This is a genomic window from Ruegeria sp. SCP10, from assembly GCF_040329495.1.
GTDB lineage: Bacteria > Pseudomonadota > Alphaproteobacteria > Rhodobacterales > Rhodobacteraceae > Ruegeria.
Genome location: NZ_JBDZYF010000001.1, coordinates 491,705 through 516,139 on the forward strand (window position 1 = coordinate 491,705; position 24,435 = coordinate 516,139).

At 58.7% G+C, this 24,435-nt stretch carries 25 protein-coding genes and 1 pseudogene; 15 read left to right on the top strand and 11 right to left on the bottom strand.

Going from position 1 to position 24,435, the window contains the following annotated elements; translation table 11 throughout:
* The first annotated feature begins 249 nt into the window (after positions 1–249).
* Together lipA and ABLN87_RS02490 are read left to right on the top strand one after the other, a co-directional pair.
* Positions 250–1,200 carry a lipoyl synthase gene (lipA, locus tag ABLN87_RS02485; protein WP_353007223.1) on the top strand — a complete coding sequence of 317 codons (951 nt, stop codon included), beginning with the start codon at positions 250–252 and terminating at the stop codon, positions 1,198–1,200.
* On the top strand, positions 1,197–2,339 hold the full coding sequence (locus tag ABLN87_RS02490) for an amidohydrolase (RefSeq protein WP_353007225.1): 1,143 nt from the start codon (positions 1,197–1,199) through the stop codon (positions 2,337–2,339). The genes lipA and ABLN87_RS02490 overlap by 4 nt, the downstream gene beginning before the upstream one ends.
* A gap of 9 nt (positions 2,340–2,348) precedes the next feature.
* Here the strand turns inward: ABLN87_RS02490 and hpt are convergent, their stop codons facing one another.
* Entirely contained in the window at positions 2,349–2,894 is a 546-nt protein-coding gene (gene hpt / locus ABLN87_RS02495) for a hypoxanthine phosphoribosyltransferase (protein WP_353007227.1), read from the bottom strand.
* Between the two features lie 73 nt (positions 2,895–2,967).
* On the opposite strand from hpt, the gene ABLN87_RS02500 reads away from it, so the two are divergent.
* Positions 2,968–3,414, top strand: a complete 447-nt coding sequence (locus tag ABLN87_RS02500; RefSeq protein WP_353007230.1) for a type II toxin-antitoxin system RatA family toxin — start codon at positions 2,968–2,970, stop codon at positions 3,412–3,414.
* 38 nt (positions 3,415–3,452) lie between these two features.
* A complete protein-coding gene (locus tag ABLN87_RS02505) occupies positions 3,453–4,748 on the top strand; it encodes an MmgE/PrpD family protein (protein WP_353007232.1) in 1,296 nt (431 codons plus the stop codon).
* On the opposite strand, the gene pyrC is transcribed toward ABLN87_RS02505, so the two are convergent.
* The gene (pyrC, locus tag ABLN87_RS02510; protein WP_353007233.1) at positions 4,745–5,782 is read right to left on the bottom strand and encodes a dihydroorotase; all 1,038 of its coding nucleotides are present in this window, start codon (positions 5,780–5,782) and stop codon (positions 4,745–4,747) included. The genes ABLN87_RS02505 and pyrC overlap by 4 nt on opposite strands.
* 121 nt (positions 5,783–5,903) lie before the next feature.
* On the opposite strand from pyrC, the gene ABLN87_RS02515 reads away from it, so the two are divergent.
* Genes ABLN87_RS02515 through ABLN87_RS02525 form a run of 3 tightly spaced genes read left to right on the top strand, consistent with a single transcriptional unit; the run spans position 5,904 to position 8,611 of the window.
* A complete protein-coding gene (locus ABLN87_RS02515; protein WP_353007235.1) occupies positions 5,904–6,812 on the top strand; it encodes an AAA family ATPase in 909 nt (302 codons plus the stop codon).
* Positions 6,813–6,816: 4 nt separating this feature from the next.
* Positions 6,817–7,362: a hypothetical protein gene (locus ABLN87_RS02520; RefSeq protein WP_353007237.1), complete on the top strand. Its 546-nt coding sequence runs from the start codon at positions 6,817–6,819 to the stop codon at positions 7,360–7,362.
* Entirely contained in the window at positions 7,355–8,611 is a 1,257-nt protein-coding gene (locus ABLN87_RS02525; RefSeq protein WP_353007239.1) for a vWA domain-containing protein, read from the top strand. Before ABLN87_RS02520 ends, ABLN87_RS02525 begins: the two co-directional genes overlap by 8 nt.
* Positions 8,612–8,614: 3 nt before the next feature.
* Here ABLN87_RS02525 and ABLN87_RS02530 read toward each other — a convergent pair whose 3' ends face one another.
* Positions 8,615–9,115 (bottom strand): hypothetical protein, encoded by a 501-nt coding sequence (locus tag ABLN87_RS02530; RefSeq protein WP_353007241.1) that lies wholly within the window; start codon positions 9,113–9,115, stop codon positions 8,615–8,617.
* 170 nt (positions 9,116–9,285) lie between these two features.
* On the opposite strand from ABLN87_RS02530, the gene ABLN87_RS02535 reads away from it, so the two are divergent.
* The 5 genes from ABLN87_RS02535 (at position 9,286) to ABLN87_RS02555 (ending at position 15,162) form a co-directional block, all read left to right on the top strand.
* A complete protein-coding gene (locus tag ABLN87_RS02535; RefSeq protein WP_353007244.1) occupies positions 9,286–10,254 on the top strand; it encodes an XdhC family protein in 969 nt (322 codons plus the stop codon).
* A complete protein-coding gene (locus ABLN87_RS02540) occupies positions 10,251–11,252 on the top strand; it encodes a molybdopterin-binding protein (protein ID WP_353007247.1) in 1,002 nt (333 codons plus the stop codon). Before ABLN87_RS02535 ends, ABLN87_RS02540 begins: the two co-directional genes overlap by 4 nt.
* 152 nt (positions 11,253–11,404) lie before the next feature.
* Positions 11,405–11,890 (top strand): (2Fe-2S)-binding protein, encoded by a 486-nt coding sequence (locus ABLN87_RS02545; RefSeq protein ID WP_353007250.1) that lies wholly within the window; start codon positions 11,405–11,407, stop codon positions 11,888–11,890.
* 25 nt (positions 11,891–11,915) lie between these two features.
* Positions 11,916–14,276, top strand: a complete 2,361-nt coding sequence (locus tag ABLN87_RS02550) for a xanthine dehydrogenase family protein molybdopterin-binding subunit (protein ID WP_353007253.1) — start codon at positions 11,916–11,918, stop codon at positions 14,274–14,276.
* A 94-nt stretch (positions 14,277–14,370) separates the two neighbouring features.
* On the top strand, positions 14,371–15,162 hold the full coding sequence (locus ABLN87_RS02555) for an FAD binding domain-containing protein (protein WP_353007255.1): 792 nt from the start codon (positions 14,371–14,373) through the stop codon (positions 15,160–15,162).
* Positions 15,163–15,207: 45 nt separating this feature from the next.
* Here ABLN87_RS02555 and ABLN87_RS02560 read toward each other — a convergent pair whose 3' ends face one another.
* Complete coding sequence (locus ABLN87_RS02560; protein WP_353007258.1) at positions 15,208–16,053, bottom strand: MurR/RpiR family transcriptional regulator; 846 nt, start codon at positions 16,051–16,053, stop codon at positions 15,208–15,210.
* A gap of 143 nt (positions 16,054–16,196) precedes the next feature.
* On the opposite strand from ABLN87_RS02560, the gene ABLN87_RS02565 reads away from it, so the two are divergent.
* The 3 genes from ABLN87_RS02565 to ABLN87_RS02575 all read left to right on the top strand — a co-directional run bounded on the left by ABLN87_RS02565 (position 16,197) and on the right by ABLN87_RS02575 (position 18,730).
* A complete protein-coding gene (locus ABLN87_RS02565; protein ID WP_353007260.1) occupies positions 16,197–16,949 on the top strand; it encodes a 3-keto-5-aminohexanoate cleavage protein in 753 nt (250 codons plus the stop codon).
* Positions 16,946–18,262 (top strand): aspartate aminotransferase family protein, encoded by a 1,317-nt coding sequence (locus ABLN87_RS02570; protein WP_353007263.1) that lies wholly within the window; start codon positions 16,946–16,948, stop codon positions 18,260–18,262. Before ABLN87_RS02565 ends, ABLN87_RS02570 begins: the two co-directional genes overlap by 4 nt.
* 78 nt (positions 18,263–18,340) lie before the next feature.
* Complete coding sequence (locus ABLN87_RS02575; protein WP_353007266.1) at positions 18,341–18,730, top strand: hypothetical protein; 390 nt, start codon at positions 18,341–18,343, stop codon at positions 18,728–18,730.
* A 51-nt stretch (positions 18,731–18,781) separates the two neighbouring features.
* On the opposite strand, the gene infC is transcribed toward ABLN87_RS02575, so the two are convergent.
* From infC to cobA, 7 genes and pseudogenes are all read right to left on the bottom strand, one after another.
* A complete protein-coding gene (infC, locus tag ABLN87_RS02580; RefSeq protein ID WP_425328970.1) occupies positions 18,782–19,372 on the bottom strand; it encodes a translation initiation factor IF-3 in 591 nt (196 codons plus the stop codon).
* A 116-nt stretch (positions 19,373–19,488) separates the two neighbouring features.
* On the bottom strand, positions 19,489–20,340 hold the full coding sequence (locus ABLN87_RS02585) for a ferredoxin--NADP reductase (RefSeq protein ID WP_353007269.1): 852 nt from the start codon (positions 20,338–20,340) through the stop codon (positions 19,489–19,491).
* 106 nt (positions 20,341–20,446) lie between these two features.
* Entirely contained in the window at positions 20,447–20,854 is a 408-nt protein-coding gene (locus ABLN87_RS02590) for a DUF934 domain-containing protein (protein ID WP_353007271.1), read from the bottom strand.
* On the bottom strand, positions 20,851–21,612 hold the full coding sequence (locus tag ABLN87_RS02595; RefSeq protein WP_353007274.1) for a phosphoadenylyl-sulfate reductase: 762 nt from the start codon (positions 21,610–21,612) through the stop codon (positions 20,851–20,853). The genes ABLN87_RS02590 and ABLN87_RS02595 overlap by 4 nt, the downstream gene beginning before the upstream one ends.
* Entirely contained in the window at positions 21,602–23,266 is a 1,665-nt protein-coding gene (locus ABLN87_RS02600; protein ID WP_353007277.1) for a nitrite/sulfite reductase, read from the bottom strand. Before ABLN87_RS02600 ends, ABLN87_RS02595 begins: the two co-directional genes overlap by 11 nt.
* Before the next feature lie 66 nt (positions 23,267–23,332).
* On the bottom strand, positions 23,333–23,647 hold the full coding sequence (locus tag ABLN87_RS02605; protein WP_170537020.1) for a DUF2849 domain-containing protein: 315 nt from the start codon (positions 23,645–23,647) through the stop codon (positions 23,333–23,335).
* Positions 23,647–24,426: pseudogene (gene cobA / locus ABLN87_RS02610) on the bottom strand (uroporphyrinogen-III C-methyltransferase); the annotation flags it as partial. The pseudogene cobA and the gene ABLN87_RS02605, both read right to left, overlap by 1 nt.
* Positions 24,427–24,435: the final 9 nt, after the last annotated feature.

A 24,435-nucleotide genomic window follows, 5' to 3' on the forward strand; every position in this document is an offset into this window, starting at 1 on the left:
TGATTCATATTGAATTGGCTTGGGATTAGAACAGTTGATCCGGGCCTTCAATCGTAGAAATGCTGCGTATGCGAGTTATCTCTAAGCAACAGGAAATAAATTAAAAACAAAGCGATATTGCTTTGATTTCCGCCGTATTCTGCGCTTGCGCGGTGTGCATGCATAGCGGCTATGCAGCGCTGGCGTAACCGGCTTCACTGCACTATGCTATAGGTACACAAAGTTGACCCAATGCTAGGAAAGCGGCCCGTGCGAGATCTGAAGATCCCAGAACAACGTCATCCGGAAAAAGCTCACCGCCCGGACAATGCGCAGCCGAAAAAACCCAAATGGATTCGTGTGAAGGCGCCCGGTGGTAAAGGCTATGCTGAAACCCATCGGATCATGCGCGAAAACAATCTGGTCACCGTCTGCGAAGAGGCCGGCTGCCCCAATGTGGGCGAGTGCTGGAGCCAGGGTCACGCCACCATGATGATCATGGGTGAGATTTGTACCCGTGGCTGCACCTTCTGCAACATCGCCACCGGGCGTCCCGACACGCTGGACGTGTTTGAACCAGGCCGTGTGGCGCATGCAGTTGAAAAATTGGGTCTAAACCACGTGGTGATCACCTCTGTCGATCGGGATGACCTCAAGGATGGTGGTGCAGATCATTTTGCGCAGACTATTCGCGCGGTGCGTCATCGATCACCCAAGACAACCATCGAAATTCTGACGCCGGATTTCCTGAAATGTGATCCGGAGGTGTTGGAGACCGTGGTGGAATCGAAACCGGATGTGTTCAACCACAATCTGGAAACCGTTCCGGGCCTTTATCCCGAGGTGCGTCCTGGTGCGCGGTATTTCCATTCTCTGCGTCTGTTGCAGCGGGTCAAAGAACTGGACCCGTCGATTTTTACCAAATCCGGCATTATGGTTGGGTTAGGCGAAGACAAACAGCAGGTTGCCCAGGTCATGGATGACATGCGCGCAGCCGACATCGATTTCCTGACCATCGGGCAGTATCTGCAGCCGACGCCTAAACATCACGCGGTGGATCGTTTCGTGACACCCGAAGAGTTCGAGTCCTATGAAAAAGCGGCCTATGGCAAGGGATTCCTGATGGTTTCGGCCACACCGTTGACTCGGTCTTCCTACCATGCCGGTGATGATTTCGCCCGCCTGCGCGTCGCTCGGCAAGAAAAACTGGGGCAGGCGTGACGCCAGACCATCTGGCGCGGCTCACGCAGCTGCGCCACGAACTGCACCAACAGCCCGAACTGTCCGGACAGGAACAGGCCACCGCTGCGCGGATGGCAAATGAGTTGCGGCACGCAGGCGCGGACAGGGTTCTAACGGGGCTTGGAGGGCATGGCGTTGCCGCCATCTTCGACGGCAGCCAGAGCGGCCCTTGCGTTGCGATCCGGTGTGAGTTGGATGGGTTGCCGATACAGGAGCTTTCGGATCTTCCATATCAATCACAATTGCCGGGCAAGGGGCATCTCTGCGGTCACGATGGCCATATAGCGATGGTTCTGGGTGTGGCGTTGGCCTTGCAACAGCAACGCCCAATACGCGGTCGTGTTGCCCTGATCTTCCAACCTGCCGAAGAAACCGGGCAGGGGGCCAAAGCCTTTCGCGCTGATCTGCGTTTTGCAAAGATCGCTCCTGACTACGTGTTTTCGTTGCACAACTTGCCGGGTCTTGCGCTTGGTCGGGTCGAGTTGTGCAAAGGCCCTGCCAATTGCGCCTCACGCGGGATGCGAATTGGGTTGGCGGGCAAAACCTCGCACGCCGCAGCGCCTCAGGATGGGGTGTCCCCGGCGGATGCGGTGTCAGCCCTGATTCCCAGGCTCACGGGCCTCGGCACGGGTGGCGACCTAAGCGAGGACTACGCGCTCACGACTATCACTCATGCGCGTTTAGGAGAGCGAACATTTGGCGTTGCCCCCGGGCAGGGTGAATTGTGGGTGACGTTACGCACGGTATCTGATCAACGCATGGACAAGCTGGTATCAGACGCCGAAGCGTTGGTGCAAAAGGTCGCGCGATCCGAAGGGCTTAGCGCCTCGATCAATTACGAAGATGTCTTTGACGCTTGCACCAATCATGCGGATGCCGTCGATATTTTATGCCATGCATGCGCGACACAAAACGTTACCTGTGACCTGACCGACCAACCGCAACGGTTTTCTGAGGATTTCGGACAGTTCGGCAAAGACGCAAAAGCCGCGATGTTCTGGCTTGGGTCAGGGCGAGATCACCCGCAGCTCCACAATCCCGACTACGATTTCCCGGACGCCTTGATCCCGGTCGGAACGGGTATCTTCCTGAACGCGATCCGTCAGATTCTGGGCTGAAACCGCTGCTTACCCGTTTTCGGTGAACCTGACCTTGCCGATAAAGGGCAGGTTGCGATTGCGCTGCGCGTAGTCGATGCCGTAGCCCACGACAAACTCATCCGGGATTTCGAACCCGATCCAGTCCGAGCGGAAATCGACCTCTCGCCGGCTGGGTTTGTCCAGAAGAGCAATGGATTTCAGGCGATTTGGCTCGCGGCTGCGCAGCAGGTTTGTGACGTGGTTCAGCGTATGGCCGGTGTCAACGATATCTTCGACAACCAGTACATCGCGCCCTTCAATTGCGCCGCGCAAGTCTTTGAGAATGCGAACTTCCCGGCTGCTCTCCATCGAATCGCCGTAAGACGAGGCCTCAAGGAAATCCACTTCGATCGGCAGGTCCAGCTCGCGCACCAGATCGGCGATGAACACGAAACTTCCGCGCAACAGGCCGACCACAACCAACTTGTCTGTATCGCCAAACTCTTCGGTGATTTCGCGACATAACTCCTCGATCCGCGCCGCGATGGCCTTGGCCGAGATCATCTCATCTATCACATATGCGCGGTCGCTCATCTCTGCCCCCTTGATCTTTGGCGCGCAACATACGACATGACGCGCCATTGTCACCTGTAAATGCCTGAATGCCATGCCTATCCACTCGGAAACCCGCCACCTACCATACACCGCCCAACAGATGTATGATCTGGTCGCGGATGTCGCCCAGTATCCGCAGTTTCTGCCCTGGTGCGCGGCTGCCCGTATTCGCAAAACCTATGCGGTGGGCGAGGCTGAAGTGATGGAGGCTGATCTGGTCATCTCGTTCAAGGTGTTCCGCGAACGATTTGGCAGCCGGGTGACCCTGTATCCGGATCAAAAGAAGATCGATACCGAGTATCTGGATGGCCCGTTCAAATACATGAAATCCGATTGGCAGTTCGAGGATGCGCCCCAAGGCGGGTGCAATATCTCATTCCACGTGGATTTCGAGTTCAAGAACGCCATCCTGCAAGGCATCATCGGAGTTGTATTTAACGAAGCTATGCAGCGCATCGTGCGTGCGTTCGAGGCCCGCGCCGCCGCGCTTTACAGCTAAGGCTTTACCCGCGCTTGGCGCACGCTAGACTGCGCCTCATGTCAGACTTCACCTCAACGCTGGCGGCATTTGCCGCAGGCCCGATCACGACCACCGCGCAGGCGCGCATCGTCACATCGCTTTCTGTTCTGGATTGGGTCGCTGTTGGCCGGGCCGGTATTAACGAGCCCGTTTCGACCATCGTCCGGGACATGGCAATGGACGAGGCGGGCGCAGCGCAGGCGCATCTGTTCGGTGGCGGCGCCGCGCCCTTGCGCACTGCGGCTTTGGTCAATGGCACAGTGTCCCATGCGTTGGATTATGACGACACCCATTTTGCCCATATCGGCCATCCTTCGGTCGCTGTCCTACCCGCGGCGTTGGCCGTGTCAGAGTGGGATGATCGTATCCTGGTCGATCTTCTGAAGGCGGCTTTGGTTGGGATGGAGACATCAATCCGTATCGGGCTGTGGCTGGGCCGTGGTCACTATCAGAACGGGTTTCATCAAACGGCCACAGCAGGGGCCTTTGGGGCAGCCGTTGCGGTCGGGCGCATTCTGGGGTTTAGCGCGGGTCAGATGCGACAGGTCCTGGGCCTGACGGCGACACGCGCGGCGGGTCTGAAGGCGCAATTCGGGACAATGGGCAAACCCTATAATGCAGGGATGGCCTCTGCTGCGGGTGTCGAGGCTGCGCTTCTGATTCACAAAGGGTTTGACCCTAACGCGAACGCAATGGAGGGCCCGTTTGGTTTTGGTGCCACCCATCAAGGAGCTGCCGATGACGCCGCAGCGTTGGATGGGCTCGGAGATGAATGGCTGTTCGAATCCGTTAGCCACAAGTTCCACGCCTGTTGTCATGGATTGCATGCGGCGCTTGAGGCGGCACGTGATCTGGATATCGCCGAACCTGAAGTCGCTGAGATCAAGGTCAATACGCATCCGCGCTGGATGAGCGTCTGCAACCAGATGTCACCCACCACAGGGCTGGAAGCCAAGTTTTCCTATCGTGCCGTGATCGCGATGCAGGCCCTTGGCTATGATACCGCCTTGCCTGGAAGCTACTCTCAGAAAGTCTGCGCGGACCCGCGTGTCAAATCGTTGCAGGACCGTATCGTGGTCGAAGCGGATGAGGCCTTGTCCGAGACGCAAGCCCATCTGGCCTTGCTGCGCCGCGATGGGGCCCGGCTTGAGGCAACGCATGACCTGATGACCCCGATATCCCTCCCGGATCGAGAGGATCGTGTGCGCGCCAAAGCCTCGAAACTGATTGGCACGGATGAGGCGGACGCGATCTGGTCGATGCTGCGCACCGGAGGTCGCGCCCGCGATCTGGCTGCAAAACTGGCGGGTTAGACCACGCGCCAGTGCAGAGGGAAACCGGGATCGAACACCCTAACGGGGCCGTCTTCGGTTTCGATCTTGTCGGGATATTCGACCGGGCCGCCTTTGGCCAACGTGATGGTGCCTTCGTTCACCGGCAGGCCATAGAAGGCGGGTCCGTTCAGTGAGACGAACCCTTCCAACTTGTCCATGGCCCCTTCACGGTCGAACATTTCTGCCACCAGTGACATCGTGTTGGTCGCGGTGAAACACCCGGCGCAACCACAGGCCATTTCCTTGTTGTCATCCGTATGCGGTGCACTGTCCGTGCCCAGGAAATAACGTGGATCACCCGATGTCGCGGCTTTCAGAAGCTCCAGCCGATGTTCTTCGCGCTTGGCAACCGGCAGACAGTAGTAGTGCGGTTTGATCCCGCCTACCAGAATGTGATTGCGATTGATGATCAGGTGATGCGCGGTAATCGTCGCACCCAGATCGGTGTCGTTGGCGGCAACATACTGAACGCCATCGCGGGTCGTGATGTGCTCCATCACCACGCGCAGGCCCGGTGTGGCCTTGCGGATCGGGTCAAGAACGCGGTCGATGAATACCGCCTCACGGTCGAAGATGTCGATCTCGGCGTCTGTGACCTCACCATGCACACATAGGGGCAGACCAATCTCGGCCATTTTTTCAAGCACCGGGCGAACCTTGTTGAAATCTCGCACGCCCGAGGCTGAATTGGTCGTGGCCCCGGCCGGATAAAGCTTCACAGCCTTGACCAATCCGCTGGCGTGGGCCGCAGCCAGATCGCTCGAGTCGGTATCCTCGGTCAGATACAGAGTCATCAGCGGCTCAAAATGCATGCCTTCTGGCAGCGCAGCCAGAATGCGATCCCGATACGCGGCAGCCAGCGCTCCGGTCACAACCGGCGGCACCAGATTGGGCATAATGATCGCACGCCCAAAATGGCGTGCGGTTTCGGGCAGGACGGCCTTCAGCATCGCGCCATCGCGCAGATGCAGATGCCAATCGTCGGGGCGGCGGATCGTGATGCTTTCGGTCATGACGCCCCGCTAACATAGCGCGGGCCGCTGTGAAAGAGCTTGGAATGCGACTAAGGGACCATATCGCGCCGGGTTGACGACCGGCGCCCGGCGTGACCTTTTGGTCGGACGGAGGGATGCCATGTCAAAGATGCAGTCGATTGATGCGGTTCAGAAAACGTTGGGAGAGCAGGGTTATGTCTGCGGACGGGCTTTGGCGACCGTGGTGTTCTTATCACTAAAACTGGGTCGACCCCTGTTTCTGGAAGGCGAAGCTGGGGTTGGCAAGACCGAGATTGCCAAGGCGCTGGCCGCCGGATTGAACCGCCGGCTAATCCGGCTGCAATGCTATGAGGGGTTGGATGCGTCCTCGGCCGTCTATGAATGGAACTTCCCGGCCCAGATGGTGGCGATCCGCACGGCCGAGGCGGCCGGGGGTGCAGATCGAAACGCATTGCAAACAGAACTGTTCTCGGATGATTTCCTGATCGAGCGCCCGTTGTTGCAAGCGATGAGGCCCGACGAACATGGCGCGCCAGTATTGCTGATCGATGAGCTGGATCGCACGGATGAGCCGTTCGAGGCCTTCCTTCTCGAAGCGCTCAGCGATTTTCAGGTCACCATCCCCGAACTCGGCACCGTCAAGGCACCCGAACCGCCCATCGTCATCGTGACCTCGAACCGCACCCGCGAAGTGCATGACGCCCTGAAACGGCGTTGCCTGTATCACTGGGTCGACTACCCTGATTTCAATCGTGAGATTGAAATTCTACACGCCCGCGCGCCCGAAGCCGCTGAGGCCCTTAGCCGCGAGGTTGTGGCCTTTGTTCAGCGTCTTCGCACCGAAGACCTGTTCAAGAAACCCGGCGTGGCAGAGACGATCGACTGGGCCAAATGCCTGTTGGCGCTGGACGTCATCAACCTCAGCCCCGAGGTGATTGGCGACACGTTGGGCGCGATCCTGAAATACCAGGACGACATCCAGAAGCTGCAGGGCTCGGAAGCGAAACGCATTCTGGACGAGGCCAAAGCGGATTTGGAACCGGTCTGATTCAATGCCCGTCGCTCCCGTTATTCATATCGGTGGCTGGCCAGGTGTTGGCAAAATGACGATCGGTCGGATCGTGGCCGAGACTTTGGGCGGACGTCTGATCCATAACCATTTGATGTTAGACGCCTCGCGCGCTCTCTACGCGCGCAACTCGCCTGAGAGTATTGAAATGCGTGAGGAGCTTCGCAAACTCATACTCGACCGCGCCAAGAGGTTGCCCAAGGACATAGCCATCGTTTTTACAGATGCGTTGGCGGATGAACCTGCGGCGGTTCCCTTGTTTCAACCAACGCTTGATTTTGCGAAAGATCGCAACGCGCCTTTGCATCTATTTGTCTTGGATGCCACCGTTCAAGAGAACCAAAGAAGGCTGATGGATCCGACACGTGTTGGCGGGGTCAAACTGACTGATCCTCACATCCTTGCAAGCATTCGAAACTCAGAAAAGCTGCTCATTCCCGACACAGCGGTGGTTTTGGATGTAACAGATATGACGGCGGAGGCTGCGGCGGCGTTCATTGTCCAGCACTTGGAGGCGTCGCGTGGCTGAACAACTCCCGCTTGATATCCCCGAAGACCCGAAGCTGGCTCAGAACATCACGCATTTCGCACGGGCCTTGCGCAAAGCGGGGCTGCCGATCGGGACGGGCCGGGTGGTGGACGCGATCCGGGCAGTGCAGACTGCCGGTTTTACCCAAAGGCAGGATTTCTATTGGACGCTGCACGCCTGTTTCGTGAACCGGCCCGAACATCGCACCGTTTTTGCTCAGGTCTTTCGCCTCTACTGGCGCGACCCGCGATATCTGGAGCATATGATGTCCATGATGCTGCCCGCCATTCGTGGGGTGCAGGAGGAACGCAAAGCGGACGCGGCCGAAAAACGGGCGGCAGAGGCGTTGCTGGATGGGGTCGAGCGCGACCAGCCCGAGAGCACGAATGATGAGGGTGAGACCGAGCTCGATATCGACGCGTCACAAACCGCATCCTCCGAAGAAAGGCTTCGCAGTCTGGATTTCGAACAGATGAGCACGGCAGAGATCGCCCAGGCCAAACGCCTTTTGGCGAGTCTCAGCCTGCCGGTTAAACCAATTGAAAGCCGTCGTGGACAGCCGAGTCATGTTGGTCATCGAATAGATCGGGCCAGAACTTTGCGTGCAGCTATGCGACAAGGGGGTGAACTCCACGAAATTGCCCGGCAAAAACAGCGACCGCGTTGGCCCAATCTGGTGGTGCTTTGCGACATCTCCGGGTCGATGAGCCAATATAGCCGCCTGATCCTTCACTTCCTGCACACGGTTTCGAATGCCAAGGGGGCGGGTTGGGCAAAGGTCCATGCCTTTACCTTCGGAACTCGGCTCACCAACATTACTCGTCATCTGCACCAACGTGACGTGGATGCCGCTTTGGCCGCTGCGGGGGCCGAGGCGCAGGATTGGGAAGGGGGCACGCGGATCGGAGAGTGCCTGCACGCGTTCAACCGGGACTGGTCGCGCCGGGTGATGGGGCAAGGTGCAGTCGTTCTGCTGATCTCGGACGGGTTGGATCGGGGTGACGCAGAAGCGTTGGCAAAGGAAACCGAACGGTTGCACCTGTCTGCACGTCGCCTGATCTGGCTCAATCCGCTGCTGCGCTGGGATGGGTTTGCGCCCAAGGCGCAGGGTGTTGCCGCGATGTTGCCACATGTTGATAGTTTTCGGGCCGGTCACTCCATTGCCTCGCTTGAAGACTTGGCGACCGTCATCTCGGAACCCGGTGACATGGGTGAGAAAGCGCGGCTTATGTCCGCGCTTTCAGGCTAGGATTTAGCCAAGTTGTTTTGCGTTGCACTCCCGTGCCATTTCCATCGCCTTATAGGTGCCGGTCAGATCGACGGTGAAGGCGAACTCCTTTTCGGGGAACACGATCATCACCTGTTTCTTCGCGATGTCTTCCGCGAACTGAGGGTCATCGGACAGGACATATCCGCCGGAATAACCTTTGGTGATGTTGCCCTTCATGCCTGTGGCTTCGCCCAGATACAGGTTGTCGCCCAGAAGGATTGCCACGGCTTCTTTCTCGCCGCGTTTGATGTTTGTCTTGGCTTTGGTGAACACACCAACATAGCCAACGCCGCGATCTTCGGTCAGCCCCATCTGGACCACATTTTCAGCGTCATCAATGGCTTCGATCAGGCAGGATTTACGCTCATTATCGATGAAGACTTTCCAGCCTTCGACCTCACCATAGCGTTCATATGTATCCGCAGAGGCTGCGGTTGCAGCCAACATGCCGATTGCGGCGCCGAGTGTAAGAATGCGTTTCAACTCTGTGTCTCCGTTCTGAAATTTTGGGGGTCTGCTGGATTTGATTCCAAGCATGATGACAGACTAGAAGTCGGGCGAGATAGGATCAATCTGATATCACAGCAGCCCGCCTACGCTTTTCTTTGCATCATGGTTCACTATGTTGAACCGATACACCGCAGGAGGCTCTGATGCAGAGATTCGACAACAGCCCTGAAACGGCTCTGGACTGGTATCGCAGCGGGCGCGGCGCGGCCCTTGCAACTGTTGTCGAAACCTGGGGCAGTGCGCCGCGTCGCGTTGGAGCGCAGTTGGTCATCGGTGGCGATGGTCGGATCGAAGGCTCTGTCTCGGGTGGCTGCGTCGAAGGGGCTGTGATTGTCGAGGCACTGGAAGCTATCGACGAGGGTGAGGCGCGCCTATTGGAGTTTGGTGTCAGCGACGAGGACGCCTTTGCCGTCGGTCTGGCTTGCGGCGGCACCATCCGGGTTTTGGTCGAGCCGGTGGGCGAGGTTCTGCCCGAACCCATGCTGGCCGAACTTGTGGCTGCGCGGGCAGCGCGCGAGCACTTGGCCTATGAGGTTAATATCGACAGCGGCCATCGGTCCCTGCGACGCAATAAATATCCCGACCGTTTGCGCATGGACCGGTCTGGTTTCGAAGAAGATGACAAAACCTTTGTTGCCGTCCACAATCCGCCGCTTCGGCTGATCGTCGTTGGTGCGGTTCACATCGCGCAGGCGCTTGTGCCGATGGCTCGGATCGCCGGATATGATCCCGCAATTGTCGACCCGCGTGAGGCTTTCGCATCTGAAGCCCGCTTTCCTGGTGAGACTATTCTCACTGATTGGCCGGATGAGGCCGTTGCCAAGCTGGGATTGGATACGCGTACCGCGGTCGTGTTGCTGACCCATGACCCAAAGCTGGATGATCCCGCACTGCAAGCCGCGCTTGAGGCGAATGTGTTCTACATCGGCGCGCTGGGTTCGACCCGGACCCACGCGAAACGGGTCGCGCGGATGCAAGCCGCCGGGTTCACCGACGCACAGATCGATCTGATCCATGGACCTATCGGTCTGGATATCGGAGCGTCTGATCCATCAGAGATTGCAGTGGCCATCCTGGCCCAGATGACGGCTGTTCTGCGGGGCAAGGCATGAAGTTTGGCCCAATGCCAGTTGAACAGGCGAAGGGAGCGATCCTTGCGCATTCAGTTTCGGCGAACGGGCGCAAGCTGCGCAAGGGATTGACGCTCTCAGATGATCACATTGCGGAACTGACGCAAGCGGGGTTGACCGAAGTCACCGTCGCGCGACTTGATCCCGGAGATTGCCATGAGGATGAGGCGGCGGGTCTTTTGGCGCACGCTTTGGTTCCCGATGCAGAGGCCGCCAATCTGCGGATCACCGAAGCGTTTACTGGGCGCGTGAACCTTTTGGCTGATGGTCCGGGCGTCGTGATCCTAGATGTCGAAGCGCTGGAACAGTTCAACCGGGTCAACCCGATGATCACCGTCGCCACCGTGCCTCAGCACCAGCAGATGAGCGATGGGGGTATGGTCGCAACGATCAAGATCATCTCTTATGCGGTTCCCGTGGCTGACGTTCGGCGTGCCGCAAACTATGCGCTAAGCGCGGTTCGATTGATTGCACCGGTCCACAGAACGGCAGGGCTTATCGTCACTGATATTCCCGGTGGCCCAAGGAATGAAAAAGGCATCGCGGCCATAAAAGGGCGGGTCGAGCTGTTGGGGATGGAGCTGAGCGACGTTCAGATCGTGCCTCACGATAGCGACCGGATCGCTACGGCAATCGCCCAGATGCCTGGGGACCTGTTGATGATCCTGACCGCCTCGGCAACTTCGGATGTGGATGATGTGGCCCCGTCAGCCATTCGTGAAGCCGGAGGGGTGGTGGATCGGTTTGGGATGCCGGTCGATCCCGGCAATCTGCTGTTTCTGGGGTCGTTGGGTGAGCGCCCTGTGATCGGGCTACCGGGCTGCGCGCGGTCCCCTGCCTTAAACGGGGCGGATTGGGTTCTGTCCCGCGTGGCTTGCGGCGTTGAGACAACTGGCGCGGATATCGCCGCGATGGGGGTCGGCGGATTGCTCAAGGAAATCCCGACACGCCCCCAACCACGCGCGCATCGCAAGCCGTAATGCGACGGTATTTTGACCCGTTTCGCTATCGCACTAAATCGTGAGTACTAAGCGACGCATAGCGCGTCGAATACGACAAAATTTTTGTTCTCAAACAATAATTCCCGTGCTTAACTTGTTCACAGGGAGAAAATCAAAACTGGGAGGAATTCATGACACAGGTCTCAATGACCGTGAACGGTAAATCCGTTAGCGGTGATGTCGAAGGCCGGACCCTGCTGTCCAGCTTTCTGCGTGATCATCTGTCTCTTACCGGCACCCATGTAGGGTGCGATACGGCTCAATGCGGAGCCTGTGTCGTGCATGTGAATGGCGAGGCGGTGAAGTCCTGCAACATGCTGGCCCTTGAGGCGGATGGAGCTGAGGTTGGCACGATTGAAGGCCAGTCTGGCCCGGATGGCTCGTTGAACGTGATCCAGCAGGCGTTTCAGGATCACCACGGGTTGCAATGCGGCTTTTGTACGCCGGGTATGGTGATGAGCGCGGCGGCCTTGCTGAAGGACAATCCGCGCCCGACCGAGGCCGAGATCCGCAAGTATCTGGAAGGCAACCTGTGCCGCTGCACGGGCTATCATAACATCGTCAAGGCGATCATGGCCGCTTCGGGTCAGGACGCCAGCAGCATCGCCGCCGAATAAGCGGCCTCAGGGAGGAGAACAAGCAATGCCCAAAGACAGTGGCATCGGAGCCAGTTCCAAGCGGCGCGAGGACGTGCGCTTTCTGACCGGAGCAGGCAATTACACCGACGACATCAACGTGGCCGGACAGGCCTATGTTCATTTCCTGCGCTCGGATATCGCGCATGGCCGGATCACCAGCCTTGATACCTCGGCGGCCGAGGCCATGCCGGGTGTGGTCAAGGTGTTTACCGGCAAAGACTTCGAAGGCGTGGGCGGCATGCCCTGCGGCTGGGAGGTGACGGACAAGCATGGCGCGCCCATGCAGGAGCCTGCGCATCCCATTCTGGCCCAAGGCAAAGTGCGCCATGTGGGCGATCCCATCGCCGCCATCGTGGCCGACAGCCTGGAACAGGCGCGCGACGCGGCCGAGGCGATTGATCTGGATATCGAGGAACTGCCCGCCGTGATCGACATGAAGGCTGCCGCGCAAGAGGGCGCGACGCTGGTCCATGACGATCTGAAGAACAACATCTGCTATGACTGGCAGCTGGGTGAGGCGGATGACGCCAAGGTCAATGAGGTCTTCGCCAACGCGGCCCATGTGACCACACTGGATCTGGTCAACAACCGTCTGGTCGCCAACCCGATGGAACCGCGCGTGGCGGTGGGCGAGTATAAACGTGGCACGGATGAGTACACGCTCTATACCACTTCGCAGAACCCGCATGTGATCCGCCTGCTGATGTGCGCCTTTGTGCTGGGCCTGCCCGAGCACAAGGTCCGAGTGGTGGCTCCGGATGTGGGCGGTGGTTTTGGCACCAAGATTTTCCACTATGCGGAAGAGGCGTTCTGTACCTTCGCCGCCAAGGCCTGCAACCGCCCGGTGAAGTGGACCTCCAGCCGGTCCGAGGCGTTCATGTCGGACGCCCATGGCCGGGATCATGTCAGCAAAATCGAGCTGGCGCTGGATGCAGACAACAACTTCATCGGGTTGCGCACCAACACCTACGCGAACCTTGGGGCGTATCTGTCGACCTTCTCCAGCTCGGTGCCAACCTGGCTGCACGGCACGCTGATGGCAGGCAATTACAAGACGCCGGTCATTCAGGTGAATGTGAAGGCGATGTTCACCAACACGGTGCCGGTGGATGCCTATCGCGGCGCGGGCCGGCCCGAGGCGACGTTCCAGTTGGAGCGTGTCGTGGACAAGGCCGCGCGCGAGCTTGGGGTTGATCCGATTGCGCTCAGGCGTCAGAACTTCATCACCCAGTTCCCCTATGACACACCGGTGGCGCTGACCTATGACACCGGGGATTACAACGGGACGATGGACAAGCTTGAGGCTGCCGCCGATCTGTCAGGTTTCGCCGCGCGCCGTGCGGCAAGCGAGGCCAAGGGCAAGCTGCGTGGTCTGGGCATCAACTGCTATATCGAGGCGTGCGGCATTGCGCCCTCGAACATCGTTGGCATGCTGGGGGCGCGTGCGGGTCTCTATGATGCGGCGACCGTGCGGGTGAATGCCACCGGCTCGATCAGTGTCATGGTGGGTGCGCATAGCCACGGGCAGGGGCATGAGACCGCCTTCCCGCAGGTTGTGGCCGACATGATCGGTATCGACGAGTCGATGGTCGAGATCGTGCATGGCGACACCTCGAAGATCCCGTTCGGCATGGGCACCTATGGCTCGCGCTCGCTGGCGGTCTGTGGCTCAGCGATGGTCAAGGCGACCGAGAAGGTGATCGACAAGGCCAAGAAGATCGCCGCTCACCTGTTGGAAGCCTCCGAGGCCGATATCGAGCTGAAGGACGGTCAGTTCAGCGTGGCAGGCACCGACAAGTCGGTGGCCTGGGGCGATGTAACCTTGACGGCCTATGTGCCGCATAACTTCCCACTGGAGGTGGAACCAGGGCTGGAGGAGACCGCGTTCTACGACCCGGCCAACTTCACCTTCCCGGCGGGCGCTTATGCCTGCGAGGTCGAGGTGGACCCCGAGACCGGTCAGGTCAGCATCGAAAAGTTCACGGCCGCCGATGACTTTGGCAACATCATCAACCCGATGATCGTGGATGGTCAGGTGCATGGCGGTATTGGTCAGGGCATCGGTCAGGCTTTGCTGGAGAACTGTGCCTATGACGAGAATGGCCAGCTGCTGAGTGCGTCCTTCATGGATTACGCCATGCCGCGTGCTGATGATGTGCCCTTCTACGGCGTGGATCATTCCAGCCAGACGCCCTGTACGCATAACCCGTTGGGGGTGAAGGGCTGTGGTGAGGCCGGGGCGATCGGATCTCCGCCAGCGGTGGTCAATGCGGTGTTGGATGCGCTGAACGCGGGTGGCAAATCGGTGGATCACATCGACATGCCGGTGAGCCCGTCGCGCGTTTGGGCAGCGATGAACAGCTGAGAGGTTGGGGTAGCTGGGGGCTCTGCCCCCAGACCCCCGGGATATTTTTAGCCAGATGAAGGGCGGATCCGCGCCTTTCGGAAAGGAAGACGAAATGTACAATTTCGAGTTTGAAAAGCCCACGACCATTGCCGACGCGGTTGCTGCGATGGGGGCCGAGGATGCGCAGGCGCTGGGGGGTGGTCAGACGCTGATCCCGACGCTGAAGCAGCGCCTGGCGGCGCCTTCGGTGCTGGTCAGCATGAGTGGGATTGCCGAGATGCAGGGCGTCTGTGTCGAGGATGACGGCTCGGTCGTCATTGGCGGGGCGACGCCCCATGCCACGGTGGCGCGCGAGGCGGCGGGGTCGTATCCGGCGCTGGCAGCCTTGGCGGGTCAGATCGGTGATCCGGCGGTGCGCAACCGCGGCACCATCGGCGGGTCAGTTGCCAATAACGATCCCGCAGCCTGTTATCCGGCGGGTGTTTTGGGGTCGGGCGCGACGGTTGTGACCAACACGCGCCAGATTGCGGCGGATGACTTCTTTGAAGGCATGTTCAGTACTGCGCTGGATGAGGGCGAGATCATCACCTCGGTCCGATTCCCGGTACCGCAAGCGGCAAGCTACCAGAAGTTCCTACAACCCGCCTCGCGCTTTGCCTTGGTCGGGGTCTATCTGGCCCGGTTCGTGGATGGTGTCCGTGTCGCCGTCACCGGCGCCAGCGAGGACGGCGTGTTCCGCTGGTCCGAGGCGGAAGCCGCGCTCAACACCGAATTCCGCGCCGACGCGTTGATGGGGCTGAAGGTCAACCCGATGAACATGATCGCCGACCTGCATGGCAGCAAAGACTACCGCGCACATCTGGTCACCGTCATGACCAAACGCGCAGTCCAAGCTTGTTTGTAGAAAACCGATAGACACAGCAAAGCCCCGGTGAAAACCGGGGCTTTTTCACGTGCGGCGTAGTCTGGGCAATTTTTGCGGCTGCCAATAAGCGCCTGTGTCTTCTCGGGCTTTCTCATAGGCCTCGACCCGGTGAAGGGCATCTTGACCACCTGCAGAAAAGAGATGGCTTAGCAGGCATTCCAGAACGGCCATCGCCCCGGAAAAGCTAGAGAAATGGTGCATTGACCGTGTGCTGATCTGTAAGCTGATATCGGGGCGCACTCCCGGTGCAATCACATCACTATCTGAAATCAGGATGATCCGGATGCCCTTGCCAGCGGCAAAGCGCATGGTGCGGATGGTTTCGGCTGAATAGGGCCTGACAGTAATGGCCAGCAGGCAATCGCCGCTGCCCGCATCCAGCAGATCATCTGCTGCAGAGCCCATATGCCGGGGAACCAGCTGCAATCCGGGATGGGCCATGCGACCTGCATAGTGAAAGTAGTAGGCCAGGGCATAGCTGGCCCGTGTTGCTGTGACAAAGCACCGTTGCGTGTTCAGAATGAGATCTGTTGCGGCCTTGACCCGTCCAGGTTCTACAAGGCGCAGGGATCGGGCGACCACGTTCAACTCATTACGGGCAAAATCGGCTTGGGCCGCGCTGAACGGCCCGTCGGACGATTGAAGCGATAACCAATCCTGGTGTAAGCGATCTTCTCCATCCGTGACCAGGGCTTGACGAAACGGGTGGCGAAATGCGTCATAGCCGTCATAGCCCATCCGTTGGGCAAGGCGGACAAGAGCGTTGGAACTGACGCCGATCTTCCGGGCCGTTGTGCGGATCGGATCAAGGCCGAAATCGCCGGGATGATCGATCACGTATTTCGCAGCCGCCTGCAGTTGTGGCGGCATGTGATCAATGTCGTGCCGGAGGGTTCTGATCAAATGGCTAAACGTGTCGGTCATTGGGCAAAGAAAACATATGTTTTCTATATTGCCAATTGAAAACAAGCTGGAACAGAGTAGGTCGAGCTGAGGCAATTGCGGAGGGTCCGGTGGCCACAACCCCTTATATTCTAGTCGCGCCGAATGGTGCCCGGCGTGGACCTGAGGATCACGCCAAGCTGCCGGTCACCTTGGATCAGACCATATCAACCGCACGGGCATGTCATTTGGCAGGGGCGGATGGTCTGCACCTTCACATTCGGGACGCGGATGCGCGGCATTCGCTGGATGCAGCGCGATATCTTGAGGCGGTCGCAGAGCTGAACAGACAACTCCCTAAGCTGGATGTTCAGATCACGACTGAGGCGGCAGGTCTCTATGATGTTGAGGCGCAGTTTGAGTGCTTGCGCCGTGTGCAACCGAAATGGGCCTCCATCTCGGTACGAGAAATCGCCCGGCAGCCGGATCTGGCCGAACGCGTCTATGGGCTGTGTCATGATCAGGGCACACGGGTGCAGCATATTCTGTATGACGCTGAGGACGCGGCGCTGCTGAACGAATGGCAGAACGCGGGCGTCGTGCGAGACGGGCAGGTGGATCGCCTGCTGGTGCTGGGGCGGTACACAGTCAATCAAATCTCCTCACCCGAAGATATCGCATCCTTCCCTCAGGATACTTCCCCGTGGATGGTGTGCGCATTTGGGCCGCTGGAGCATGCGTGTCTGGCTGAGGCGGCACGGCAGGGCGGTGATCTACGGGTTGGATTTGAAAACAGCCTGACAAATTCGGAAGGCCAGCCTTGGCCTGACAATGCAGCCTCGGTCACAGGACTCATGGCTTTGCTTAAAGGAACTTCCCAATGAGCCACGTCTTTCCCCGCCATACCAAATCCACCTTGCCCGTCGCGGTTGCAGGCGATGGGTGTTACCTGATCGACGCAGACGGCAAACGCTATTTGGATTGTGGGGATGCGGCCGTGTCCTGCTTAGGCCATTCCAACCCGGCGGTCATCAAGGCCGTGCAGCAGCAAGTGGAAAAGATCGCCTTTGCGCATAGCGGGTTTATGACTTCGGAACCGGCTGAAACGCTGGCGGATTTGCTGATCAAACACGCCCCGGGTGATTTGGAGCGGGTTTATTTTGTATCCGGCGGGTCCGAGGCCACCGAGGCAGCGATCAAACTGGCACGGCAGTATTGTTTAGAGATCGGGCAGCCCGAACGCCGCCATGTGATTGCACGCAAGCAGAGCTACCATGGCAACACGTTGGGCGCGTTGTCAGCGGGGGGCAATGAATGGCGCCGGGCGCAGTTTGCACCGATGTTGATCGGTATGTCCCATATCGCGGCCTGTTACGAATATGCTGAAAAGCCCGACAATGAGAGCAGCTTTGATTATGGTCAGCGCGTTGCCAATGAGCTTGAGGCCGAAATTTTGCGCCTTGGCCCGGATACCGTGATGGCGTTCATGGCAGAGCCGGTGGTGGGCGCGACTTTGGGGGCGGTTCCAGCCGTTGATGGGTATTTCCAGCGGATTCGGGAGATTTGCGATCAATACGGCGTGCTTTTGATTTTGGATGAGGTCATGTGCGGTATGGGGCGAACCGGCCATCTTTTCGCCTGCGATCATGACCAGATCAGTCCGGATATATTGTGCATCGCCAAAGGGTTGGGGGCCGGATATCAACCGATCGGTGCGATGTTGTGTACCGGTGAAATCTATGATGCCATTCGGGATGGTTCAGGCTTTTTTCAACATGGCCACACTTATATCGGCCACCCCGTCGCCACCGCAGCCGCCCTGGCTGTGGTTCAGGAATTGACCTCCAAAGACCTACCTACACGTGCCGGTGCGATGGGCGAGAAGCTGGAAGCCGCGCTGAACGCAGCCTTTGGTCAGCATCCTCATGTGGGGGATATACGCGGGAGAGGCCTGTTCTGGGGGCTGGAGCTGGTGACTGATCGCGCGACCAAAACCCCGTTTGACCCATCTTTGGGGCTAGCGGGGAAGGTTAAGAAAGCGGCGTTGGCCGAAGGTCTGATTTGTTATCCGATGTCGGGTACCCGCGATGGTAAAACCGGTGATCACATCCTGCTGGCACCACCTTTCATCATCGAAGCGGCCCAGATTGACGAGTTGGTCACCAAGCTTTCGGCGGCGTTGGACGCGTCCCTCTGACAATTCTGTGAGGGGCCTTTCCGCCAGCGAGGGCCTGATTGAGCTCGACCTGAAATAAAGACAGTAAGGTCCTTGAAAATGCTCAGAGATATCTGGATCAGCTTTCGAAACCTTCCGGCCTGGGTCCAAATTTGGATGTCGGTCGTTCTGGTTCCGGCCAATTTGGTGCCGCTGGCGTTTTTGGATCAGCCCTATGGGACGTTGATTGCGGGGCTGGCCATTCTGGGGATGGCATTGAACTTGCCGATCATGATGGCAGAGCGTGGTATGTCGCGCGCCATGGCGCTTCCGCATCTGCTGTTCTGGACGCCGATGGTTTTGATCATCGTCTACGTCCTGAACACGCATACCGATCTTCTGCCGATCTACGCGCAGTTTTTGCTGGTGCTGCTGGTGGTCGATCTTATTTCGCTGGGCTTTGACCTGCGAGACGCGATTTTGTGGAACAAAAACCGCAAAAGGCAGTAATGCGCGCGCAAAAAAGCCCCCTTGGCATCAAGGGGGCTTCTGCAATCGGTTTTATTTCTGTGGAAGCGGGCCGATCATCATGATCATCTGACGGCCTTCCATCTTCGGCATGTTTTCAATCTTGCCGATTTCTTTAACATCCTCGGCCACCCGTTCCAGAAGCTCACGGCCTAGGTTCTGGTGTGCCATCTCACGACCGCGGAAACGCAGCGTGACTTTGACTTTGTCGCCGTTTTCCAGAAACTTGAAAACATTGCGCATCTTGACGTCATAGTCATGAGTGTCGGTGTTGGGCCGGAATTTGACCTCTTTCACCTCGATGACTTTTTGCTTCTTGCGGGCTTCGGCTTCACGCTTTTGCGTTTCATACTTGAACTTGCCGAAGTCCATGATCTTGCAAACCGGCGGATTCGCATTTGGCGAAATCTCGACCAGGTCGAGACCAGCTTCGTCAGCAAGTTGCATGGCTTTGGCGGGATGAACCACCCCGACATTTTCGCCTTCAGCGCCAATCAGGCGAATTTCGGGGGCACGGATCTTGTCATTGACGCGCGGTCCGGTGTCTCTCTGCGGCGGCGCGTTGTGGGGTCTGCGAGCTATGGGTTCATTCCTTTGATGATTGCAGAATTTCGAGCCCGGAATTTAGACCGGGCGGGGCAGCGTTTCAAGCAGCATAAACGCCTGTTGGCCGGAAATTCCCGTGAATTATCGCGGGAATCGGCTGGTCGGGTCAGGAAAGGCCCGGCCAGCCGTGTCGATCAGCCGACAAAGGCCTTTTCGATCACGAATTCCTTGGGTTCGGAGTTTGCGCCCTCGCGAAGGCCAAACCCTTCCAGGATTTCCTTGATATCCAGGTTAAAAGCCAATGAACCGCAGACCATCGCACGGTCGGTTTCCGGCTTGATACCACCCTCGATGCCCAAATCGGCAAACACGGTGCCATCTTTCAGCAACTCGGTGATGCGGCCCATCTTAGGGCTCTGTTCCCGCGTGGTGGTTGGGTAGTAGCGGATCTTGTCGGCAAAGCCTTCGCCGATCAGTTCGGCCAGCAATTCGTCCTGACGGATGTTTTCGATCAGCTGACGGCCATATTCCAGCTCGGCCACTTCGCGGCAGGTATGAGTGATGATGACCTCATCATAATCCTCATAGGTTTGCGGCTCGCGCAGCAGCGAAGCAAAAGGCGCAAAGCCGGTGCCGGTGGCGAAGAACCACAGACGCTTGCCCGGCAGCAGGGCGTCATGGACCAGCGTGCCAACAGGCTTGGGCCGCAGGATGATCTGGTCACCCGGTTTGATGTGCTGCAGCTTCGATGTCAGCGGGCCGTTCTGTACCTTGATCGAATAGAATTCCAGTTCCTCATCCCACGAAGGCGACGCAATCGAATAGGCGCGCAACAAAGGCTTCTGGCGGCCAGTCTTGGGGTCCGGGTCGCCCATCAGGCCGATCATCACGAACTCGCCCGAGCGGAACCGCAGCGTTGCCGGGCGCGACACTTTGAACGAGAACAGGCTGTCGGTCCAATGCTTTACATTAGTCACGGTCTGCGCGTCAGGCAGGACAGGGGCCTTCACGGCGGTGGCTTCACTCACGGGTTTCATCTCTGTCATCGTTTCACTGCCGGTGTGTTAAACCGACATCTCCGTTTAATCTTTGATCCAGGTCAGGAAAAGGGGACAGATTGCCCCCGGTTCTGGTTGGCTGTCGATAGCTGGCTTAGCCGCGCAAACGGGCCTGATAGTTGTTGTTTTTCCAATCGGCGCGTGCCAGCCATTGATCTTCGGGTTGGCGGGCGGCCAGTGCGTTGTCGATTTCGACCTCGTCAAAGCCGCTGCGACGCGCCATGGCGTACTGGTCTGCAAGGACATGACCCTTTGCGCGCAAACGACCAGTGAAGCCTTTCAGGCGCAGAACACGAGCGATAGTGAAACCACGCCCATCCGCCGAGGATGGAAAGTCCACGCGCACCATCTTGGCGCCGCCTAGGCGGTCAATCAGCTCATCTGGGTCGGTGTCCGAGGCCACATCCAGTGCCACAACGTCATTTGCGGCGTCTTCCAGTGTAACGAACCCGTCGGTCCAGTCATCGGGGGCAAAGCCCTCATCGTTTACGATTACGTTCATGCTGTCTCTCCGGCGCGCACCATCTTGCCATCTACAAAATGAATGCCGCATTCTTCCTTGCTCTGGTCGCGCCAGCGTCCGGCGCGGGGGTCTTCGCCTTCTTTGACCGGCGAGGTGCAGGGCGCACAGCCGATCGAAGGGTATCCTTTGGCCACCAGCGGATGCCGGGGCAGGTTGTTTTCGTCCATATAGGTGCGCACGTCCTCGGGCGCCCAATGGGCCAGCGGGTTCACCTTGATCCGACCGGTGCCGTCCTCGACCTCGAAAAAGTCGAGCGCGGCCCGCGTGCCGGCCTGAAACCGTTTGCGCCCGGTGATCCAACCGCAATACCCCGTCAGGGCCTGTTGCAGCGGGAAGGTTTTGCGCAGGTTGCAGCAGGCATCCGTATCACGCAGACGCAGCGCGCCATATGGGTCTTCTCGCTGCACATCCCCCTCATCCGCGCGGATGATCTGGACGTTCTGCAACCCCAAACGCTCGCTGACGTCCTGCTGGTATGTCAACGTTTCGGCAAACAGCATCTGGGTGTCGATGAACAATACCGGGGTCATCTTGTCGACCACCGCCACCATATGCAGCAATACCACCGATTCCGCACCAAAGCTTGAGACGAGGGCAAGCCTTTCGATCTCTTCGATGGCTCCATGCATCACGTCATGGGCCGAGTGATGGCGGAACCGGGCATTCAGCGCGTTAACCTTTTCGGTCAGTTCACGCCGATCCCTGCCCAGTTCCGTCTGGATCAGATCAAGCGGCATTCGCCTGCGCCTCGGGGTAGAGTGCGGCCTTGAACGGCGCCATGCCGACGCGACGGTAGGTTTGCAGGAACTCCTCTTCCGCGCTCTCGCGCAGTTCCAGATAGGTACCAACGATGCGTTCCACGGCTGGCACGATCTCATCATAGGCAAAGCCCGGGCCTGTGCGGTCTCCAATGGATGCGTTCTCCGTGCCGTCGCCGCCCAGAGTGATCTGGTAGTTTTCGACGCCTGCACGATCCAGCCCCAGAATGCCGATATGACCGACATGGTGGTGACCGCAGGCGTTGATGCAGCCCGAGATCTTGATCTTCAGGTGACCGATATCATGCTCCAGCTTCAGCTCGTCGAACCGGGTCGCAATTTCTTGCGCAACCGGGATCGAGCGAGCCGTTGCCAGAGCACAGTAATCCATGCCAGGGCAGGCGATGATATCACTGATCAGGCCGATATTGGCGGTGGCCAGCTCGTATTTCTTCAGCTTCGCATGGATCGCGGGCAGGTCCGATTTATGGACATGCGGCAGGATCACGTTCTGCTCGTGGCTGATGCGCAGCTCGTCATAAGCGAACTCTTCCGCCAGATCAGCCATCACGCGCATCTGTTCGGCAGTTGCATCACCCGGCGTGTTGCCGTGCTTCTTGATCGAGATCGTGACAATCGCGTGGTCCGCGTTCTTGTGCGGCGCGATGTTGGTATCGACCCACGACCGGAAGACCGGATCGTTGGTGTAGGCCGACTCAAAGGACGCAACCGAGCCTTCGCAGAAATCAGGAGCTGCAAAATGGCCCTTGATCTCTTCCAGCAGCGCCATGTCGGCACCCTTGAATTGTGGGCGAACCTGCAGGAAGCGTTCGTTGACCTTGGCGCGGATGGCGTCGATGCCATGCTCGTGCACTGTGATCTTAATGCGTGCCTTATACTTGTTGTCACGGCGACCGATCTGATTCCAAACGGAAACGGTGGCTTCGAGGTAAGCCAGCAGGTCATCAAAGGCGACAAACTCGGACAATTCTTTGCCGATCATCGGGGTCCGGCCCAGACCACCGCCCACGATCACGCGGGCGCCCAGAACGCCGTTACGCTGGACCAGTTGCAGGCCGATGTCATGAGCCTTAATCACGGCGCGGTCGTTTTCGCTGCCGGTGATCGCGATCTTGAACTTACGCGGCATGAACTGAAACTCCGGGTGGTCGGTCGACCACTGGCGCAGCAGTTCGGCATATGGGCGCGGGTCGGCGACCTCGTCTGCTGCGGCGCCGGCAAAGTGGTCGGCGGTCACGTTCCGGATGGTGTTGCCTGAGGTCTGGATGGCATGCATGCCAACCTCGGCCAACGCGTCCAGCATATCCGGCACGTCATTCAACTTGGGCCAGTTGTATTGGATGTTCTGGCGGGTGGTGAAATGGCCATAGCCCTTGTCCCACTTCTCGGCCAGCAGGGCCAGTTGCCGCATCTGGGCGCTGTTCAGCGTGCCGTAGGGAATGGCGACCCGCAGCATATAGGCGTGCAGTTGCAGATACAGGCCGTTCATCAGGCGCAGGGGTTTGAACTCATCTTCGGTGAGCGAGCCGTCAATACGACGCTCGACCTGCGCGCGGAACTGTTTGTTGCGTTCTGCCAGAAAGGCTGTGTCGAACTCGGAGTAGCGATACATATCTAGCTGTCCTTAGCTGCAGCCCCGAAACCCGGGGCCTTGAAGGGGGGAGAGAAGGGCCGGAAATCAGGCCCGGGGCTGCGTTTCGGTTTCCTGCTTGCCATGGGCATAATTCGAAGGTCCGGTGCGGCGGAACTCCTCGCGGAAATGGGTGGGTTCGGGGCCGTTGTCGCCAGCAACCGCATCGGCGAGATAGGCGCCAACAATCTTGTTGGCCTGACGGGCGGCATCCAGCAGACGCACCTGCGCGTGGGCCTCGTCCGTGATCAACTCGGCCTCGGACAGCTCACGTGACCAGCGGTCATCTTCGGTCTGATAGATCACGTCGCCTTCCAACAGGTCATTGGCGGTGACAACTTTGGGGGTAAAAGCGCGGGCCATCAGGCAAGCTCCTTATTGAATTCGGTCAGGGCCTCAGCCGCCTGGCGCGGGGCAAGGCCATAGAATGTCAGCACCGGGCCATCCATTTCGGCGGCGCTCAGGTCGGCGGGCAATTGATCCAGGTTGGTGGTCAGAACGCGCTGATCGGGGCGCGAGGCGTTTTCGACCAATGTGATAGGGGTCGCACGATCCGCGCCATGCATGATCAGACGGCCCGGAATGAATCGCGCGGATTTTTTGCCCATATAGATCGCAGCAACCGAGCCATTGCGGGCCAGCGCAGACCAATCGTGATCGGCAAAGCCTTTCATGTCATGCCCGGTCAGAAAGCGAACCGAAGAATTACGACCGCGGCGGGTAAGGCTTTGGCCAATTCCTGCAACAGCGGCAGACGCGGCTGTGATGCCCGGAACGATGCTCCAACGGATGCCAGCAGCATCGACGGCGTCGATTTCTTCATCCAGCCGCCCGAACACTGTGGGGTCACCGGATTTGAGGCGCACAACGCGGTTGCCCTTGAGCGCATAGTCGACCAGAAGAGCGTCGATATCTTCCTGTTTCCAGGAGGCTCCAAAACCGGCTTTTCCAACATCGACGAGAGTCGCAGCCTGACCGGCAAGCGCCAGAATCTCTGCGCTGATCAGCCGATCATGCAGGACAATATCCGCAGCTGCGAAGGCTTTGAGCGCCTTTTGCGTCAGCAGGTCCGGATCACCGGGTCCCGCGCCGACAAATTCGACATATCCTGTTTTGCGTTCGAACTGCATCAGATCGTCCAGAGCGTGGTT